Here is a 17269-nt window from a genome sequence, read left to right as displayed (position 1 = left end):
TTCCTTAGGCATCCTGGCCCGTGCTCCGCCAAATGGCGGTACAGCACAAGGCGCGGGTCCAGGCTCAGGCCGCCCGGACCGCGTCGTACACCGCGCTGTTTCCGGCCGGCTGCATGCGCAGCTGATCCGTCTCCAGATGCGCGATATCGCCTTCGTTCGAGTGGTAGATGACGGTGACGCGACTGTCCTGTATCTCGTGCAGCTGATTGCTGGATAGGTGGAAATGCGTGGCCACGGTTTCGTCGTCGATCTTGGCCGCAGCCTCTCTCCGATTCAGCGTTCTGAAAAAAAGCTTGCGATACCGGCCCCACAACACGACCAGCACGGCATTGAAGGCGGCGACCAGCGCGTAGACCGTCAGGCTGCGGGCGGTGGGCCACAGCTGTTCCATGTAAGGAACGGACGGGCCGTGGTGATTGCCGTCCATGACGGCGATCACGCCCTTGGTGAAAAGATAGAAGAATCCTATCCATCCCAGCGCGGTAAGGGCTGTGTCGATGGCCAATGCGAGGGGAGAGCGCTGCGTGGTGATGATCATGTCAACTCCTTTATGCCCCGGTCCGGGCTGGTCCAGCGTGCGCGCTGGCGGCGGATGCGGAGCATGACCTTGGGGAAACTGAAGAGGGTGGTGAAAAGATTGATGATCCAGTAGGCGAAGGGGTACCAGATGATCCAGTACAGGGCATGGGCCAGCTTGGGCTCGTAGCGCCTGTCTATCAGTACGCTGACCAGGAACTGCGTCAGGCATACCATGGCGAGCACCATGCCGGTGAACGACGGCGGCATGAGTATCGACACCTGTATGTTGGGGGGCAGCACGACGATGTGGCCCAGCACCCATAGCGCGATCGACAGGGCGAAGGCGAAGGCCCATCCCGTCGAAAGGCAGAATTCGAACATCAGCGGCCAGAGCCGGCGGTACTTCCAGTTCCAGATGGTCGTCAGATTCTTCAGGAAGACCTCGGCACCGCCCTGGGCCCAGCGCAAACGCTGCTTCCACAGGCCTCGCAAGGTCTCGGGCATGAGTATCCAGCACAGCGCCCGGGGCTCGTAGAAGACCGACCATTGCGCGCGTTGGAGCTTCCAGGTGATGTCGATGTCTTCCGTGATCATGTCCAGGCTCCAGTAGTCCACTTCGTCCAGCGCCTTCCGCCGGAAGGCGGTGCAGACGCCGGACACGGTGAACAACTGGCCGTAGACGCGCTGTGTGCGTTTGATCAGGCCGATGATGGAGGAAAATTCGCCGACCTGGATGCGGCCGATCAGCGTGGAGCGCGTGCGGACCCGGGGGTTGCCGGTCACGGCGCCGACGCGCGGGTTGTTGATCAGCGGCGCAACCAGATAGCTGACGGCATCCGGATCCAGGAGGGCGTCGCCGTCGATGCAGACCAGGTATTCGCTGCGGGCCGCCATGGCGCCCATCCGCAATGCCATGGCCTTGCCCTGGTTCTGGGCCAGGTGGATGACGCGCAAGCGGGGATGCAGGGCCGTCAGCTTATCGAACATCACGGCCGTGCCATCGGTGGAGCCGTCATTGACGGCGATGACTTCGATGTTGGGATACTCCTGCCCCAGGGCCGCCAGTATGGTCTGCTCGCCATGATCCTGCTCGTTGTAGCAGGGGATCAGGATGGTGATCAGCGGCTGGTCGGGAAACTGCGGCGGGCGATAGGGGCGCCAGTTCCACTTGCGCTCCCAGTGCAGCCAGAAGTACAGGCCGCCCGCCATCCAGATGCCCGACATGAACAGCGGGTAGAAGAATACGAAATTCAGCAATACATCGCTGGTCAGCACCAGGGTCAGGCCGAATGGCGCGCCCAGGACGATGCACAACACCAGAAAGGCGATCAATCGGTCTATCATTGGAAGGGGTACCAGGCGTTGGAGATGGCCGGCCGGATCACATCCAGCCGGGGCTGATTCTGCGTGAAATCGTCCGGGTAATAGCCGAAGCTGCGGGCGCCATGCAGTTGCAGGCGCTTCATCCAGTGGGCCATCACGGCGGAGTCGACATGGCCGGAGTCTCCATTGCTCTTGGAGGGCCGCCAGTCTCTTCCCTGGACTTCGAAGACCGTCTTGTTCAGCGCCCCCGGCCGCGATGCAACGGCATCGACCAGGCTGTCCAGCCAGGCGTCCGCACCATCGTGAGGGACGTTTTCCATCCAGGGCATGGCCATGGGCGCCGTCCAGTCGTAGGCGGCCAGAAAGTCATCCAGGTTCTGGGCGAACCAGGCTTCGCTTTCGGGATGGAGCACAGGCTGGGCGTAGATATTGCGGGCCGTCCTGACTTGCGGGCCACGGATGGCGCGCACATGGTCGGCAAGGACTTTGGTGAAATCGACCAGATAGCGGCTCTTGAATCGCGTCCATCTGTGCAGGGTGTCGGGATCGGCGCGCAAGGCTTCAATGCTGCCGGGCAATCCGGCCTCCCGGTAGGCTGCCAGGGCCTGCGGACTGGCGTCTTCGAAGTCGGAGAGCAGGGCATCGTCGTGAAAGAGAATGCCGGCGAAGATGGCATGCCGCGCAAGGTCTTCATACAGATCGATGATCTGCCGGCGCGCCTTGGGGTCGAAGGGGGAAAGCCGGCGGTACTGATCGGGGTTGACGGCGGCCGTCCCCTGCTTGGGATCCCAGCTTGTCACACGGGCCAGCGATGGGTCCAGATCGAAGCTGAGCACCGGCATCCAGGCGTACACATCGACCATGGCGCGGCTGCGCAACTGCCAGGCGGCGCGGTTGAACAGGTTGGCACGCATGGGAAGGTGGCGATTCGGGAAATACACCGACTTGACCAGTCCATCGCCCTCGGGGTCGGCAAAAGCCTGCAGGAACACCGTGGTTATCCGCATGTCGGCGATGCGCTGGACCAGCTCGCCCAGATTGCGTTCCATCTGCTCCGGGTCCGGGTCGTACACATAATCCAGGTCGACGTGGGCAACCCGCATGACCGTGTTGTTTTCCATGACCATGCTGATGCGCGCGAAATTCTGCAGCTGGGGATCATTGGCGACCAGCACGCGCGGGACGTTGGACAGATCGTTCACCTTGCCCAGGCCGCTATCCAGGGTCAGGACCATGGAATAGCCCTTGGACTGGACGATCTTCAGCGCGTCGCCGCTGGCTTCGCCATAAGGCCATACCCATACACGGGGTTTCTTGCCCGTTACCTTGAGGATCTTTGCGGTGACACGGTCCACATCGGCCGCGATACGCGCTCGATAGGCTTCGTCGGTTTCATACGTGTCGGTGGCGGGGTCGTAGGCGCGCGAGGCGGCGGCCGGCTCCAGATTGCCCTGCGGGTTGGCCAGGATCCCATAATGCAGCGCGTCGGTATGGGCGCCTATCTCGACCAGGCCCGAGCGCGACACCTCGCGTATCTGGCGCCACGTAAGAAAGCGTTCGCGATCCGTGGGCTTGCCTCCGAAGTCCACGGACTGGTCTTCGGGAGTATCTATCCAGGAACTGACCGGAGCCAGCACGGCAGGCCAGTTGTATGCCTTCAGCAGAGGAAATACCCGGGTATAGAAGCTCCGGTAGCCATCGTCGAAGGTCAGCAGCAAGGCTCTTGGCGGCAGAGGCTTGCCGCCTTTGCTGGCCGCCAGTATCTGATCCACGGTAACAGGCTGATAGCCGTTTTCCCTTAGCCAGGCGAACTGTTCGATCAGGTGTTCGGTGCTCACACTGACATAGGTCTGATCGGGATCGGTGTCTTCCACATCGTGGTAGGCGAGGGACAGGAACGTGTTCTCCTGCCACGGTTGCTGGAAGTTGTGCACGGAACGCTCGCTTGGAGGGACAAAGGCGGGTATGTCCTTGGCGCAGCCGCTCAGCAGCAGCAAGGCGCAGAGCAGGCTCGCCAACGATGGAATGCGGGAAATATGAGCAAGCATGGCGTCTCTTTCTAAAAGCGGAATGACATGTCGAGCATGAAGCGCAGTTCCCGCTCGCGCACGCCGTCGTAGGGCCTGTTGATGCCAATTACCGTGGCGCCGATATCGAAAACATCGTTGTATCGATAGCGCATTCCATAGCCGGCGACGGCAATCGCGCCGGTGCCGAAGTTCTGCTGCTTGTAGGCGCCGACGCCCAGAATGAAGGTTTGCTCCCATACCGTTTCGTAGCGGCGGTACAGGGTATGGGTCAGATTCAGCGTGGGCAGCACTTCAAGATCGGATCGGGGGTTGAAGTAGGGGCCGCCTTCTTGGGAATTGCGCGTTGCGGCGATGTTGATCATGAGGTCGGCCTTCAGATGAGGGCGGGTGTAGATCCGCTCCCGGCCCGTCAAGGTGGCGGCCAAACGCTGATTGCCGTCGCTGAAGCGGGAGGGTGCCAGCGAGAATCTCCATTCCCGATGATCGCTTTGGCGCCATCTTGCATAGACCCCCGCCGAGTTCGAGGAAATATCGTTGCGCAAGGCGCGCAGCGGCGTTTCGCGCGACCGCAGCTCCGCCGATGCGCCCACTTGCCACTGGTCGTTCAGGTCGTAGGCGACCGACATGCGGGCGCCGGGCTTGATGCCATGGCCGTAGTTGTGGGTGGAGGCCTCCAGTTCGGCGGTCAGATCCCGTCCCCGCCATTCCGCGCCGGTGCGCAGCCATCGATAGTTGCCGCTGCCCTCGTCGAAGTCGCCGTTCGCATAGCCGGCGCCCCCGAAGGCCCGCCAGTTGTAGTTCAGCGGCGCGGAATACAAAACGGTTTCAATGCCGAAATCGCCGTTGCCGCTGACTGGGCTGTCCGATGCGATGCCGCGACGGGCTTCTATGCGCAACTCGGCCTTGTTGTACCGTGTCCATTCGCGCTGCAGGTTTTGTGTGGAAAGCTCTTCGGGGAACCGGGTCTCCAGATCCTGCACCAGAATCTCGGCCTGCCGCCATTCCTGCAGACTCAGGGCGGTGATTCCCTGGCCCGCTTCGACCTCCACGGCTTGCGGCTCCAGCGCCTCGGCGACTTTGAGCTGCCGCTCCGCACGCCTGGGCCAACCGCGGCTGGTATAGACGTTGGCCAGTGAAGTGCGCAGGCCGACGTTGTTGGGCGCGTGATCGACCAATTCCCTCAATCGCTTCGCGGCGCCGGCCGTGTCGTCCGCGTAGAAGAGGCCCAGGGCAGCGGTCTGTTCCGAATACAAGTGCAGGTCATTCGGAACGCGTTGGGGCACGCCCTTGATGTAGCGCCATGTGGGCTGGCCGGCGCGCGCGGCCTGGATGACATTCCCGGCTTCATCGAACTGCTCGCTTTCGACCAGAGAGTAGTACAGGCCGGTTTCATTGCTTAGCCGTTCGCTGGGATTGTCCCGCCGGCTGCCTTCGTCATTCATGACCTGACGGTAAAGGGCCTGGGCTTCTTCGGGCCGGCGCAGGTATAGATAGGCAGCGGCGACGTCATTCAGTACATAGCGGGGCACGCTTATGCCTTCCGCAACCAGACTCTCGTACCCGTCCACCACATCCTGCATCCGCAATCGGGCATGCAGCGCCTGCAAGCGGTCGATACGCAAGCGCCTGACGTCCGCGCTTGCGGAAGGGCCCAGGGTTTCCCATGCGGGAATGAGGCGCTCATACTCGGCCAAGGCGCGGTCGGCGTTGGCGTACCGCTCCGATTCCAGCCGGTATGGCATGGCAGCCAGGCGGGTGGTTTCCGCCAGGTAGTCGGCCTCCAGCTGGCGCATCTTTGCGTCATCCAGGAGTTCGGGGTGCTCCCTGGCGATGGTCAAGGCGGCATGCGCCAGTCCCGCATGCTGCAAAGAGTCTATGTATTCCCTGGTCACATAGGCCTTGCGCGGGGCCAGTGTCCTGGCGTGGTCCGCCTCCTGTAATACGGGGTAGGGGGAAGGGCGGACTTTGTAGGCATAGCTCAGCGCCAGGCGGGCGTCGGCGTCTTCGGGCAATTCCTCGGCCAGTTCCTTGCCCAGGACAATGGCCTCGTCGGCGCGTCCGGCATCGGCCAGGGTCATGATCTCGCCGACGGCGAACGAGGATTGCTTCGGAAACAGCTTGCGGCCTTCACGATAGCGCTCCAGGGCGGGATCCCATCGCTGGGTGTCGCGGTAGGCGCGGGCAACGGCCGCCAGGACATCGGCGGGCGGACGATTGGGAGCGGGAACAATGGCTTCGTAGGCGCCGACGGCTTCCTCGTTTCTGCCGGCCCAGCTGGCAATGAGGATGTGATCGTAAGCCGCGCGCAGATCCATGGGGTGCTCGATGCCATGCTGGCGCAGCATGATCAGCGCCGGTTCGTGGTTGCCCGCGCGGGCCTCGCGTATCAAGGCATCGTATTCGCTGCGCGATACCGCAGCCGATGCGGGACTGCTCAACAGGCTTGCAAGAGTCAGGCTGAAGCAAGCGATAGGAATCGATGTATTCATGGTCGTCCGTTTGGCGAGAAACAGACGGCGTCCGTCGTTTTGCTGGAACGGTGCATGCATTGGCTCCCTTTCTATGCGCATCCGAACTTCTATCGGCAACAGCCTGAGTCGGTTTCCGCGCCGGGGATGGAATCCCATGCGTTCTTTCCCACGCTTGCTACGATTTTTAATGTCTGGATACAGGCTCGATGGAAGGGATCATAGAGACGAAAGACGGCCAGCAAAATGCGGCATACGGCTTACGCCGCAGGGCTCCGGGCGGGGTAGGATGTTCGGATGAGTCGCCCGTGAACGCATGCGGCGCGGCCATGAAAAGGCGCGCCGCTGGTGGCCGGACGTCGTGATGATGAGCGCGAGAATGGAAAAGGGCTTACAGACCGAAATCTGTAAGCCCTTTTAATTGGTCGGGACGGCGGGATTCGAACTCGCGACCCCTTGCACCCCATGCAAGTGCGCTACCAGGCTGCGCTACGCCCCGAAACTATCGGCGCCAAGGTCCTGTCGGTACCCACGCCTTTAGTCGCTTCGCTGATCGACCAAATCAAGATCAGCGAAAGACGAGATTCTAGCACAAATTTTCCAAGCATTTTAATGCTTGCGGCAAATCCTTGAATGGCTCTTCCGAGCTATACCCTTCCGGCCGGAAGGCTGCCTATACTGGCATAAATTTTCCAGCGGATGAAGTCGGCCAGGGTTTGACCCTCTTTGATTTCGATGCTTTCAAAAACCGATTGCCGTCAGATAGACCTGATTTTTAGCCCCGAAAGGATTGAACCATGAGTATTTCATCTGTTACATACGAAGCGCTGCAAAAACTGGTTGGCTTGGATTCCGAATTATTGGCAAAGCTGCGCCGCGTCCGAACCCTGGACGAGGCATCCGGCATCATTGCAGCAAGCGCGAAAAGCCACGGCATTACGCTGGACGTGACCGAGCTGAATCGATATTTGCAGGCATCGCTGGACAGCTCCGGCGATGATGAACTGAGCGATGCGGAGCTCGCCGGCGTCGCGGGAGGCAGAAGTTTTCCGGAACTCATTCTCGAAGTCTTGCATCGTCAGATTCGCCACCACTGATAGTCCCAGGCCTTGGGCGATCAGCCCGCTGGTTTTTAGCCCTGAAAGGATTGAACCATGAGTATTTCACCTGTTACATACGAAGCGCTGCAAAAGCTGGTTGGCTTGGATTCCGAATTATTGGCAAAGCTGCGCCACGTCCGAACCTTGGACGCGGCATCCGGCATCATCGCAGCAAGCGCGAAAAGCCACGGCATTACGCTGGACGTGACCGAGCTGAATCGATATTTGCAGGCATCGCTGGACAGCTCCCGCGATGATGAACTGAGCGATGCGGAGCTCGCCGGCGTCGCGGGAGGCAGCGGCATTTTCGAATTCATTTCTGAAGCGTTATTCTCGAATCATCGGCATCGGGAGAATAAGCATTAAAGGCTAAAGCCATGACTACGCCTTCAATCGTTGCGGTCGTGTTGCCGTCGCTGGCGGCAAATATTTCGATGCCCTTCAAAAATCGATTGCCGCAGATAAACCTGATTTTTAGCCCCAAAAGGATTGAACCATGAGCATTTCATCTGTCACCTACGAAGCACTGCAAAAGCTGGTTGCCCTGGATGCCGACCTGTTGACTAAGCTGTACGACGTCCAGACCCTGGCCGAGGCATCCCGCATCATCGCCGCCAGTGCGGGGCGCCATGGCATTACGCTCGATCCGGGCGAGCTGAATCGCTACTTGCAGGTGTCGCTGGACAATTCCAGCGCCAGCGAAGTGGGGGACGCGGAACTGGCCGGCGTCGCGGGGGGCAGGAGCGTTTTTATGCCGAACACTCAGCTCCGCCGCATCCAGTGGATAGCGGAAGGGAAGCGATAAATATCCCTCCGGCTTTTCTACTTCGACATCAAGATCGACCCCCTCGACCTGTTGCCCTATTGAAGCATGTCGGCGGCCGGATGCCCCGCCACCGACAGCCCCAGGCCTTCGGCGGTCAGCCGGCCCTGGACGGCCAGCAGGCGAAGGTGCGACAGCACGGCCTGCGTACGGGCCTGTACCAGCGACACTTCCGACAAGAACAATTCCTGCTGCGCGTTCAGCACTTCGATGAGGGTCAATTCGCCCAGGACGGCATGCTGCTCGCTGACGCCTTCGTAGGCCACTTTGTTGGCGGCGATGGCGGTCTCGAAGGCCTTGATCTCCGCGCGGGCGGCCTGCAGCTTGTTCCACGCATCCGACGCATCGTAGCGGGCCTGCAGCCTGGAATTGCGCAATTGCTCCTGTTGCTGGATTTCGCGTTGTTTACTGCCGCGCACGCCGGCCCATTCAGCGCCGCCCTGATAAATGGGAATGCGCAGGGTCAACTGCACCGAGGCGTCGCGCTGGCTGCGCATGGTGGCTTCGGGATTGCGTGTCCAGGCGCCTGACGCCTCCAGGCTGACGGACGGCATCAGCCTGCCTTTCGCGGCTTGCGCGTCGGCGCGCGCCGCCTGCGCGCCGTAGTAGGCGCTGCGCACCGCCGGCATGTTGTAGGCGGCATTGGCAATGATGGGTTCCAGGTTTTCGGGCAAGGTGGGCAGGCCGTTCGGAAAGCCCAGATCCTGTCCGGCCGGCATCCCTATGGTGCGCAGGAAAGCGCTGCCGTAGGAGTCCAGTTCCGTCCGCACCCGATTCAATTGCGCCACCGCCGCGGCGTGCCGTGCCTGTGCCTGGGCCAGTTCCGTGCGGGTGCCCAGCCGTCGCTGGAAATGTTCGCTGCGATAGGCCACTTGCCGGGCCAGGCTGCGTTCATTGGCTTCGTGCAGCGCCAGCAGCTTGCGGTATTGAAGCACGTTCAAATAGGCCGAGGCGGCATCGAACAGGACATTCTGTTCACTGGCCAGCAAGTCGGCCCGGCCTTGGCGGACGCGCGCCTCGGCGGCGTCCACCGCCGGGCCCGTGGTCCAGTTCAGCAGGGGCTGGCTGGCGCTGACGCGCAGGTCGGCCGGATTCCTGTCCGAGGAGATCCTGGGGCCATCGTTGAGCGCATAGGCATTGGTATGGCGGCCTGTTCCCGTGCTGACCGACACCGTGGGGCGCCAGCCCGCCAGCGCGGAATCCACGTCTTGATCCAGGGCCCGGACGTTGGCCCGCTGCGCGCCGAGTGCGGGGTGGCTGCCGTAGGCATGCGCCATGGCTTCCTGCAGCGTTTGTGCATGACTGGATGCCGCCAGCCAGGCGCATAGCGCGACGGCGGCCGGCAGCCTTCGCGCGAGCCTGATCGAGGCTTTGGCATGAGTTGACGGGAGGAAGGGAAATGGCGTCGGCATGTGAAGCATCATACGAGTTGGGCGGCGGCAAGCCGGACGAAGTATCCGTTCATGCCCATCAGCTGATCGAAGGTTCCGGTTTCCACGATGCGGCCGGCATCCATGACGTAGATGCGGTTCGCCCGCGTGATCGTGCTCAGTCGGTGCGCCACTACGATGCGGGTCGCCGAAAGGCGATCCAGGCTGTCGGTGACGACCGCCTGGGTACGATTGTCCAGGGCGCTGGTTGCCTCGTCCAGGATCAGGATGCGGGGCTGGGCGACAATGGCGCGGGCTATCATCAGGCGCTGCACCTGCCCGCCGGAGAGCGAACCGCCTCCTTCGGACACGACGGTGTGCATGCCCATGGGCATGTTTTCGATGTCTTCGGCCAGGCCCACCTGGCGGGCGGCATCCCAGGCCTGTTCCAGCGTGCCGCTGGAGACGCCCACGATGTTTTCGAACAGCGAGCCGGGCATGGGCCGACTGTTCTGCAACACCACTCCCATCTGCTGGCGCACCGCCAGGATATCCAGCTCGCGCATATCCTGCCCGTCCAGCAGGATGCCGCCCGACTCGGGCGTTTCAAAGCCCAGCAGCAGGCGTATCAGGGTGGATTTTCCGCAGCCGGATGCGCCGACGATGGCAATGAACTCGCCGGGCCTGGCGGAGATCGAGACGTCGTCCAGAACCAGGGGGCCGCCTTGCTGGTAGCGGAAGGCAATGTGGGTAAACTCGACAGCGCCGGAGAGCTTGCCCGGGTCCTCCTTGTCGTCGCTGATTTCCGGCGTGGCCTGCAAGATGGGCATGGCCCGCTCCAGCAAGGGCTGTATCGCGAGGAGATCGCCCAGGGTCTGCGTCATTTGGGTAACGCTGCTGTTGAAGTTGCCGAATGCGGCCAGGAAGGCCGCGAAGCCGCCCACTGCGACCATGTCCATATTGCCGTCGTTGCGGAACTTGCCCAGCACCAGGAAAAAAACAAAAAGGGCGGCCAGCCCGAACAGGCCGTTCAGCGCGGCCTGGAGATTGCCGTAGCCGGCGGCCGAAGCGCGCAGGCGCTCGGCGGTGGCGAACAGCTTCGCCCAACGGGTGAATGCCCGGTCTTCGGACGCGGACAGCCGTATCTTGGCAATGCCGCTGACCTGTTGCAGCACCATGCTTTGCAGTTCGCCGCCATGCCGGGCAAGATCCCGCTCGCGCCGCAATTGCAGAAAGATCAGCGCCACCGTGGCGCAGGTGTAGACCAGGATGATCAGGGCGGCCCACAAGCTCAGGCGCCAGTCGTAATACAGCAGCAGGATGAAGCTGAACACGGCGAAGACGCCGCCCATGACGGCCTGGGCGGCGCTGCCCGAGATCAGTTGCTCGATATGCGTGATGGCGCTGGCGCGCAGAGCCAGGTCTCCGGCGGAATAGCGGCGGAAGAAGCCCGTGGGCAGGCGCAGGAGCCTGTCGATGATGGCCGCCTGCAATGCCGGCCCCGCCCGGTTCTGAAAGCGCAGGAATGCAATGCCTCCCACATAGTTCATGATGAAGCCGGCCAGGCCCAGCACCGCCAGTATGATGGCCACTTGCAGCAGATGGTTGCGGTCGTGCCCGGGAATGACCGTATCGATCAGATAGGCCGAGGCAATGGGAACGGCCATGCCCAGTATTCCGCCGCACAGGGCCGAAAGCACCAGGGTCAGCAGGTCGCGCCAGGCGCGGGCGATCGTGAAGCGGGGCAGGCTGGCCCAGTTCAGCGGCTGGAAGGGAAGCGGGGCGGTAAAGACGACCCCTTCGGGCGATAGCAGCGCCAGCGCCTGCGGACCGTGCAGCGTTTGCTGGTGGACGGGATCGTAGACGGTCGGCGCGCCGCCGGCCGCGGGCAGGACGGCCAGCGGCCGGCCATCGTCATTGGCATAAGCCAGCAATGCCTGGGTGTCGGCCTGTTCCCAGCCCGGTTCCAGCGCGACTTTCCGCATCCGCAGGCCGCTGGCCTGGGCGATCGCCTCCAGGCTGGGTGTTTCGCCATCGTCGGTGTATCGGCGCCGCGCCGGCATGCGCGGTTTGAATCCTTCTTGCCGGCCGATGGCTTCCAGCGCCAGGGCCAGCGGCGGGGCGCCCGCGGCGGGCGGGTTGTGCCGCGTGCGCTTGTCCTGAAGCACTCCCTGCAAGCCATCCAGCCCATGCTGCCAGTCGCGCTGCGCCGATTGCGCGCGCCGGCGCAGCCGATTGTGCTCGTCCACGTTGGCCAGCCGCAGGTTCAATTCCGCGGTGGGCAGCAGCAGCTCGTGCAAGGCGTCCAGGCCCTGCCAGAGTCCGCCCTGCGCAATGGCCTGCGCGCTATCCAGGGCGGACAGGCTCAAATCGACGCCGCTATGCAGCCAACTGGCCTGCGTGAGCGGAAACAGGCAGGGATCCGGCCCCGGCGGCAGGTCTTGCGTGCCCAGGAACAGCGTCGTGGCGCGCGGAAGCGCCAGCCACAGCACGCCGCCGGCGCTGGTGACACGGCCGCCGGCCTTGACGGAAAACGCTTCGCCCGCCTGAACGGAGCGGTGGATGACAGCGCCGGGAAGAGTCCAGCGCGCCAGGCCTTCCGAGACCGCCTCTATCCATCGATCGACCGGCGCGGCCAGGTCCCGCGCCTGTTCCGGACGCATGCCCAGCGCCGCCAATTGCGCGCGATCGATGCGGCGGACTTCTGTGTTTACATGAGGCACGGCCAGCAGGCTGAAGCCGGCCGGGGCCGAATCGGCGGCGTCCAGGCCGAACAGCAGCGTGCCGGGTTCGATCGAGGTGAAATGCCGCCGGGCCCCGTGAGCCCGGCCATTGTCGGTCTCGACCAGGAACAGTTCGATGCGGCCTTGCTCCAGCCACCATGCGGCGCCCGGATCGTTCAGCAGGAAGGGCGTGTTGCCCGCGACCATGCGGCGTTCGCCGGCCGTGTCCAGCAAATTGCGCAAGGCGGGGCCGCAAGGCGTGGTGCCGTGCTCAGTTTTCGATAAGGGCACGATAGGCACCGTCATGCTGCATCAGTTGTTCATGGGTTCCGCGCTCCAGTATCTTGCCCTGATCGAGCACGATGATCTCGTCGCAGTCGCGTATGGTGCTCAGGCGGTGCGCAATGATGATGCAGGTGCAGCCGCGCCGGCGCAGATTGGCCACGATGGCTTTTTCGCTGATGGTGTCCAGCGCGCTGGTGGCTTCGTCCATGATGAGCACGCTGGGGTTGCCCGCCAGGGCCCGGGCGATTTCCAGGCGCTGGCGCTGTCCGCCGCTGAAGTTGCGTCCGTCTTCCTCCACATGGCTGTCGTAGGCGCCGCGCCGGCTCATGATGAGGTCGTGGATCATGGCGTCCTTCGCGGCCTGCGCCACCTGTTCGATGGGCATGGAATCGTCCCACAGCGTCAGATTCTCGCGCACCGTGCCTTCGAACAGGACGATCTCCTGGTTGACCACGGACAGTGAATGGCGCAGCAGCGGGCGCGGCAGTTCCGGCAAGGGCGTTCCATCGAACAGGATGCGGCCCGACCATGGATCGAGCATGCCGGAGATCAAACGGCCCACGGTCGTCTTGCCGCTGCCCGAGCCGCCGACCAGGGCCACCCGGCTGCCCGGCTTCATGTCCAGGTCCAGGTGTTCGATGAGCGGGGGTTCCAGCGGCGAATAGCCTACGGAGACATCGTGCAGGCTTACGCTGCCCGACAGGCGCAGCGCCTGTTTCCCGCTTGCCGGCAAGGACCTTTCAGGGCCGAACTCGTCGGCGATGGGATGGCGCAGCGTGTCGTCCACTTGCGCCAGGGAGCCTTGTGCGCCGCGCAGGGCGACGGCAAGCGCCATGAGCTCGTTCACCGGAGCCGAGAAGGATGCGAGAATGGCCGTGAAGGCAACCAGCATTCCGACGGTCAGCTCGTTTTCAATGACGAACAGGCCGCCCAGCGAAATCACCAGGGCGCTGGTCAGGGCGGCGGTCAGGGCCGGCAATGAGGCAACCAGGGTCTGCATGTGCGCGACCCGTTGCCGGGCATTGATGAACAGCGCCTGCAGTCCGGCCCATTTGGCAAAAAAGATATTGTCGGCGCCCGTGGCCTTCAGGGTTTCGATCATTTGCAGCCCTTGCATGACCTTGCCGTCCATCTTGATCGATTGCAGGGCGATGTTCTCCGACGACTCGCCCAAGCGCCTTTGCAGGTAGCTGAACACGATCGCGTTCAGGCTGGCCATGCCGATGCAGATCAGCGTCAGGATCACGTGGTACTGCAGCATCAGGGCGGTGAAGAAAACCAGGGTCGTGATGCCGATGGCCATTTGCGCCAGCTGCTGCGAGGCAAGCTGCGCGATCTGCTCGGCCAGGGGCAGGCGGGCGCTGATCATGCCGCTGTGGCGCTGCGCGAAAAAGCTGGCCGGCAGGCGCAATATATGCCAGCTCAGGCGGCCGCTCAGAACCAGGCCCAGCTTGACATGCAGGCGCATGACCAGATGCAGGCGCAGCCAGGTGAGAAGCGCGAGCACGATGGCCGCGGCCGCCATGGAAAGCAGCAGGGGCGTGAGCCAGTACTTCAGCTCTTCTATCATTACATAGTCGATGAACACGCGATTGAAGGCGGGCGTGATCAGACTGATGGCCACCATCAGTACGCCGGCCAGCATGACGACCGCCAGCGCGCCGAGCGAACCGCCCGCCAGGTCGAACAGGGCGGGCAGCATCCGGCGCGGAGCGCCGCCCGGCTTGAAGGCATCCGTCCTGCTGAAAACCAGGGCGATGCCGCTGAACATGCCATCGAAGTCCTCGGCGCTGACCTTGCGCCGGCCGATCGCCGGATCGTTCAGGTGAAAGCCGTCGGGGCCGACTCCTTCCAGGACGACGAAGTGGTTCATGTCGACGAACAAGATGGCCGGCAGTGCGATATTGGCCAGGCCGGCCGGCTCCAGCCGCATGCCCTTGGCATCCATGCCCAGGCTGCGGGCCGCCTTGAGTATGTTGAGCGCCTTGCTGCCGTCGCGCGATACGCCGCACAAAGTCCGCAACTCCTCCAGCGGTGTCCAGCGGCCATGGTAGGCCAGCACCATGGCCAGGGCCGCGGCGCCGCACTCCAGCGCTTCCATCTGCAGGATGGTGGGCGTTCTGATGCGGCGCTTTGTCTGGCCGGGGCCGGCCGAGCCGTTTTTCTTTTGCGCCCGCAGCGTATCCATGAGGGCGGCGTTCATCAGTGGACTCCCAGCCAGCGGAATACATGGTCGAAGAAAGGCAGCGCCAGGCTGATGACGCGGCGGTGATCCACCACCATGTTGGCGCTGGCGATGGTGCCCACGTCTATCGTCATGTCGGGACCCTTGCCGGACGACCAGAGGTAGCCGCTGGGCGAGGCCGGATTGGCACGCAGGGCGAGCTCGATCTCGAACGGCGCTCCGGTCTTGAGCAGGCTGTCGACCAGCGTGGTGTTCTTCAGGCGGCGCATGATGCCTTCGCGGCTGGATGGAATCTTGGCCACCGTCAGCACCGTGCCGCGTATGAAACCGTCTTTCTGCGGCTTGGTGGTGGAGGGCATGATTTGCGCGTTCATGCCTTCCTTCACTTTTTTGCCGTCCTCGTTCTGCACGAAGACGATGGCATGCAGCGCGCCATCGCGGCCGGCGGCATCGGCCGACAAGAGCCGCATGATGATCTGGCCGGTGCTGACCAGGTCGCCGGGATTGACGCTGAGCTCGACCGCCGTGCCGGCGACGGGGGCGACTACGCTGCGGCTGCGCTCGTATTCGCGCTGCATATTGTCCAGTTCGCGTTCGAGCGATTGCACGCGCAGGCCGGTTTCCCGTATTTCCTGCGTTTTCTGCGTTTCGTCGGCGCGCTGCCGCACCAGAAGTTCGGTGCTCTCGTTGCGGGCGGCGGCGATGCGGTTTTCCATGTCGGCGATCAGCGTATCGGTTTCGTTGATCTTGCTGGACGTGACGTAGCCTTTCTTCAGCAGCGCGTTTTCATTGTTGCGCCGCTGGATCAGCACCCTGTGCTGTTCCAGCAGTTTCCCCAGGCGCTCGGCCAGGGCGCGGCGCTTGGTCTGCAACAGCTCGTCCTGCATGTGCTGGTTCCGGGCATAGGCGTCCTGCCGCTCTTGCAGCAGGCTGCGGGTGTCGTGCAGCTCGGCCTTCTTGGCGGTGATGGAGTCCAGTGTGGCCGGGCGCTTCAGTATGGCCACGGTCTGGCCCTCCCGGACCGTATCGCCGGGATGGACGAGGATCTGTTCCACGCGGCCTTCGTTGGGGGAGCTGACGACGGCCACGCCTTCGGCGGACAGCAGTATGCCCTGGCCTTGCACTTTGACGGGCGCCGTGGCCAGGATGCTCCAGATGAAGCCGCCGATGACGATGAGCGCGATGGCCGCGATGCCTGCGCCATGAACGGGGCGCACGACCTGAAGGACCCGATCGAGCTGGTCGGGGCTGGATATCTTGTTGAGGGCGGCCGGGCGAAACAGCCTGCTCATGCCATATTGAGCTTGAACAGCTTGAGAAACTGCCTGATGTCGTCCGCGCCGGACGGAGGAACGGCCGCGCCGCCGGTGACCTCCAGCAACAAGGCGTCGTCCAGGACGCCGTCATCGGCCGGGGCCGCCGGCGGGGTGGAGCCCAGCGCCATGTTCAGGGCGCTGGCCGCGTCGGGGGCAAACCGGACGCGTACGCCGTCGGGCACATGGACGCCGATTTCGCTGAGCGCGGCACGGGCGTCGCTTTGCACCCGCTGGTGAAATCCGGGATCCTGGCGAAAGCGTTCGGCAAAACGGTACAGGACGCTTGCGTCGGCTTGCGTATCCTCTTGCAACATGGCGGCGGCTCCGGAAATGGGCGTAAGCTGTAAAGACAGGCGTGGAATCTTGTTATATTGCTTTGGATTGTAGCCAAGAATTACACGGTTTTGCCCGTCCGGACCACTTTCTTTCAGCCCCAGCAGGCTTATCCCCATGGCCGTACCCAAGAAAAAATTGCTTATTGTTGCCGACGATCACCCCCGGGTGCGCGAGGCGCTGGAACACATCATCAACGAACTGCACGATTGCACCACACTCTATACGGCGCTTGAGCCGCAGGAGCTGGTCTCCCTGGCCGAGCGGCGCCTGGGCGACGCCAGCGAACTGACGATGGCCGATGTGTCGCTCGGCGCGCGCCCGGCGGCTCCGGCAAGCGCCGGCGCCGGCAAGCCCCTGATGGTGGTGTCCACGCAGGAGCGCGGCATTACCGCCAATTGGTTCGTGGCGATCGACGACAAGCAGGACGACGGACAGACGGGTTCGCGCATCGAGGCGGCGCTGGGCCAGCGCGATGCCGTTCTGGAATTGATCCAGAGCCTGCGAAGCGCGGCCGCCGATCAGGACGGTGCCGCGCCCGAACCCATGCGCGACCTGCCCGATGTCGCCGACCTGATGCGCCTGGGGCTGACCCTGCGCCAGTCCGAGGTGCTTCTGTTGCTGGCAGAAGGCTTGACCAATAAAGAGATCGCCCGCAAGCTGGATGTATCCGAATGGACGGTGCGCCACCATGTCAGCTCCATCCTGGAGCGCCTGGAGGTCAGCAACCGTGGGCGCGCGGCGATTTTTGCCCGCAAGCTGGGACAGCCCGTCCCCTGATCTTCCGCCTTGCG

14 protein-coding genes and 1 tRNA gene are annotated in these 17269 nt (G+C 63.3%); 5 read left to right on the top strand and 10 right to left on the bottom strand.

Going from position 1 to position 17269, the window contains the following annotated elements; all coding sequences use genetic code 11:
• Positions 1 to 64: 64 nt before the first annotated feature.
• The 5 genes from pgaD to OEG81_RS09725 form a co-directional block, all read right to left on the bottom strand.
• Positions 65 to 538, bottom strand: coding sequence for a poly-beta-1,6-N-acetyl-D-glucosamine biosynthesis protein PgaD (gene pgaD, locus OEG81_RS09745; RefSeq protein WP_264129038.1), 474 nt, complete (start codon positions 536 to 538; stop codon positions 65 to 67).
• Positions 535 to 1863, bottom strand: a complete 1329-nt coding sequence (gene pgaC, locus OEG81_RS09740) for a poly-beta-1,6-N-acetyl-D-glucosamine synthase (protein ID WP_264129037.1) — start codon at positions 1861 to 1863, stop codon at positions 535 to 537. The genes pgaD and pgaC overlap by 4 nt, the downstream gene beginning before the upstream one ends.
• Positions 1860 to 3890: a poly-beta-1,6-N-acetyl-D-glucosamine N-deacetylase PgaB gene (gene pgaB, locus OEG81_RS09735; RefSeq protein ID WP_264129036.1), complete on the bottom strand. Its 2031-nt coding sequence runs from the start codon at positions 3888 to 3890 to the stop codon at positions 1860 to 1862. The genes pgaC and pgaB overlap by 4 nt, the downstream gene beginning before the upstream one ends.
• Positions 3891 to 3901: 11 nt before the next feature.
• The gene (gene pgaA / locus OEG81_RS09730; RefSeq protein WP_264129035.1) at positions 3902 to 6361 is read right to left on the bottom strand and encodes a poly-beta-1,6 N-acetyl-D-glucosamine export porin PgaA; all 2460 of its coding nucleotides are present in this window, start codon (positions 6359 to 6361) and stop codon (positions 3902 to 3904) included.
• 401 nt (positions 6362 to 6762) lie between these two features.
• Positions 6763 to 6839 (bottom strand) — tRNA-Pro (locus OEG81_RS09725).
• A 298-nt stretch (positions 6840 to 7137) separates the two neighbouring features.
• On the opposite strand from OEG81_RS09725, the gene OEG81_RS09720 reads away from it, so the two are divergent.
• From OEG81_RS09720 to OEG81_RS09705, 4 genes are read left to right on the top strand one after another with little or no spacing between them, the layout of a single operon-like run.
• The gene (locus OEG81_RS09720) at positions 7138 to 7437 is read left to right on the top strand and encodes a hypothetical protein (protein ID WP_264129034.1); all 300 of its coding nucleotides are present in this window, start codon (positions 7138 to 7140) and stop codon (positions 7435 to 7437) included.
• 57 nt (positions 7438 to 7494) lie between these two features.
• Positions 7495 to 7806: a hypothetical protein gene (locus OEG81_RS09715; RefSeq protein ID WP_264129033.1), complete on the top strand. Its 312-nt coding sequence runs from the start codon at positions 7495 to 7497 to the stop codon at positions 7804 to 7806.
• 11 nt (positions 7807 to 7817) lie between these two features.
• Complete coding sequence (locus OEG81_RS09710; RefSeq protein WP_264129032.1) at positions 7818 to 7940, top strand: hypothetical protein; 123 nt, start codon at positions 7818 to 7820, stop codon at positions 7938 to 7940.
• Positions 7937 to 8245, top strand: a complete 309-nt coding sequence (locus OEG81_RS09705) for a hypothetical protein (protein ID WP_264129031.1) — start codon at positions 7937 to 7939, stop codon at positions 8243 to 8245. The genes OEG81_RS09710 and OEG81_RS09705 overlap by 4 nt, the downstream gene beginning before the upstream one ends.
• Before the next feature lie 56 nt (positions 8246 to 8301).
• Here the strand turns inward: OEG81_RS09705 and OEG81_RS09700 are convergent, their stop codons facing one another.
• Genes OEG81_RS09700 through OEG81_RS09680 form a run of 5 tightly spaced genes read right to left on the bottom strand, consistent with a single transcriptional unit; the run spans position 8302 to position 16456 of the window.
• Positions 8302 to 9675, bottom strand: coding sequence for a TolC family outer membrane protein (locus OEG81_RS09700; RefSeq protein WP_264129030.1), 1374 nt, complete (start codon positions 9673 to 9675; stop codon positions 8302 to 8304).
• 8 nt (positions 9676 to 9683) lie between these two features.
• Entirely contained in the window at positions 9684 to 12662 is a 2979-nt protein-coding gene (locus OEG81_RS09695) for an NHLP bacteriocin export ABC transporter permease/ATPase subunit (RefSeq protein WP_264129029.1), read from the bottom strand.
• On the bottom strand, positions 12628 to 14844 hold the full coding sequence (locus tag OEG81_RS09690; RefSeq protein WP_264129028.1) for an NHLP family bacteriocin export ABC transporter peptidase/permease/ATPase subunit: 2217 nt from the start codon (positions 14842 to 14844) through the stop codon (positions 12628 to 12630). The genes OEG81_RS09695 and OEG81_RS09690 overlap by 35 nt, the downstream gene beginning before the upstream one ends.
• Positions 14844 to 16118, bottom strand: coding sequence for an NHLP bacteriocin system secretion protein (locus OEG81_RS09685; RefSeq protein WP_264129027.1), 1275 nt, complete (start codon positions 16116 to 16118; stop codon positions 14844 to 14846). Before OEG81_RS09685 ends, OEG81_RS09690 begins: the two co-directional genes overlap by 1 nt.
• Positions 16115 to 16456: a hypothetical protein gene (locus tag OEG81_RS09680; protein WP_264129026.1), complete on the bottom strand. Its 342-nt coding sequence runs from the start codon at positions 16454 to 16456 to the stop codon at positions 16115 to 16117. Before OEG81_RS09680 ends, OEG81_RS09685 begins: the two co-directional genes overlap by 4 nt.
• Positions 16457 to 16592: 136 nt before the next feature.
• Here OEG81_RS09680 and OEG81_RS09675 point away from each other — a divergent pair, with 136 nt between their 5' ends.
• Positions 16593 to 17255, top strand: a complete 663-nt coding sequence (locus tag OEG81_RS09675; RefSeq protein WP_264129025.1) for a helix-turn-helix transcriptional regulator — start codon at positions 16593 to 16595, stop codon at positions 17253 to 17255.
• The last annotated feature ends 14 nt before the right edge of the window (positions 17256 to 17269 follow it).

The sequence above is a fragment of the Pollutimonas sp. M17 genome (genome assembly GCF_025836975.1).
Lineage (GTDB): Bacteria > Pseudomonadota > Gammaproteobacteria > Burkholderiales > Burkholderiaceae_B.
This window is presented reverse-complemented; position numbering and strand designations above follow the sequence as displayed.

Coding starts and splice junctions, on each gene's coding strand:
- OEG81_RS09695 (WP_264129029.1), bottom strand. CDS start 12,662: ATGACGGTGCCTATCGTGCCCTTATCGAAAACTGAGCACGGCACCACG.
- pgaD (WP_264129038.1), bottom strand. CDS start 538: ATGATCATCACCACGCAGCGCTCTCCCCTCGCATTGGCCATCGACACA.
- OEG81_RS09675 (WP_264129025.1), top strand. CDS start 16,593: ATGGCCGTACCCAAGAAAAAATTGCTTATTGTTGCCGACGATCACCCC.
- OEG81_RS09705 (WP_264129031.1), top strand. CDS start 7,937: ATGAGCATTTCATCTGTCACCTACGAAGCACTGCAAAAGCTGGTTGCC.
- OEG81_RS09685 (WP_264129027.1), bottom strand. CDS start 16,118: ATGAGCAGGCTGTTTCGCCCGGCCGCCCTCAACAAGATATCCAGCCCC.
- pgaB (WP_264129036.1), bottom strand. CDS start 3,890: ATGCTTGCTCATATTTCCCGCATTCCATCGTTGGCGAGCCTGCTCTGC.
- pgaA (WP_264129035.1), bottom strand. CDS start 6,361: ATGAATACATCGATTCCTATCGCTTGCTTCAGCCTGACTCTTGCAAGC.
- OEG81_RS09710 (WP_264129032.1), top strand. CDS start 7,818: ATGACTACGCCTTCAATCGTTGCGGTCGTGTTGCCGTCGCTGGCGGCA.
- OEG81_RS09700 (WP_264129030.1), bottom strand. CDS start 9,675: ATGCCGACGCCATTTCCCTTCCTCCCGTCAACTCATGCCAAAGCCTCG.
- OEG81_RS09690 (WP_264129028.1), bottom strand. CDS start 14,844: ATGAACGCCGCCCTCATGGATACGCTGCGGGCGCAAAAGAAAAACGGC.
- OEG81_RS09715 (WP_264129033.1), top strand. CDS start 7,495: ATGAGTATTTCACCTGTTACATACGAAGCGCTGCAAAAGCTGGTTGGC.
- OEG81_RS09720 (WP_264129034.1), top strand. CDS start 7,138: ATGAGTATTTCATCTGTTACATACGAAGCGCTGCAAAAACTGGTTGGC.
- pgaC (WP_264129037.1), bottom strand. CDS start 1,863: ATGATAGACCGATTGATCGCCTTTCTGGTGTTGTGCATCGTCCTGGGC.
- OEG81_RS09680 (WP_264129026.1), bottom strand. CDS start 16,456: ATGTTGCAAGAGGATACGCAAGCCGACGCAAGCGTCCTGTACCGTTTT.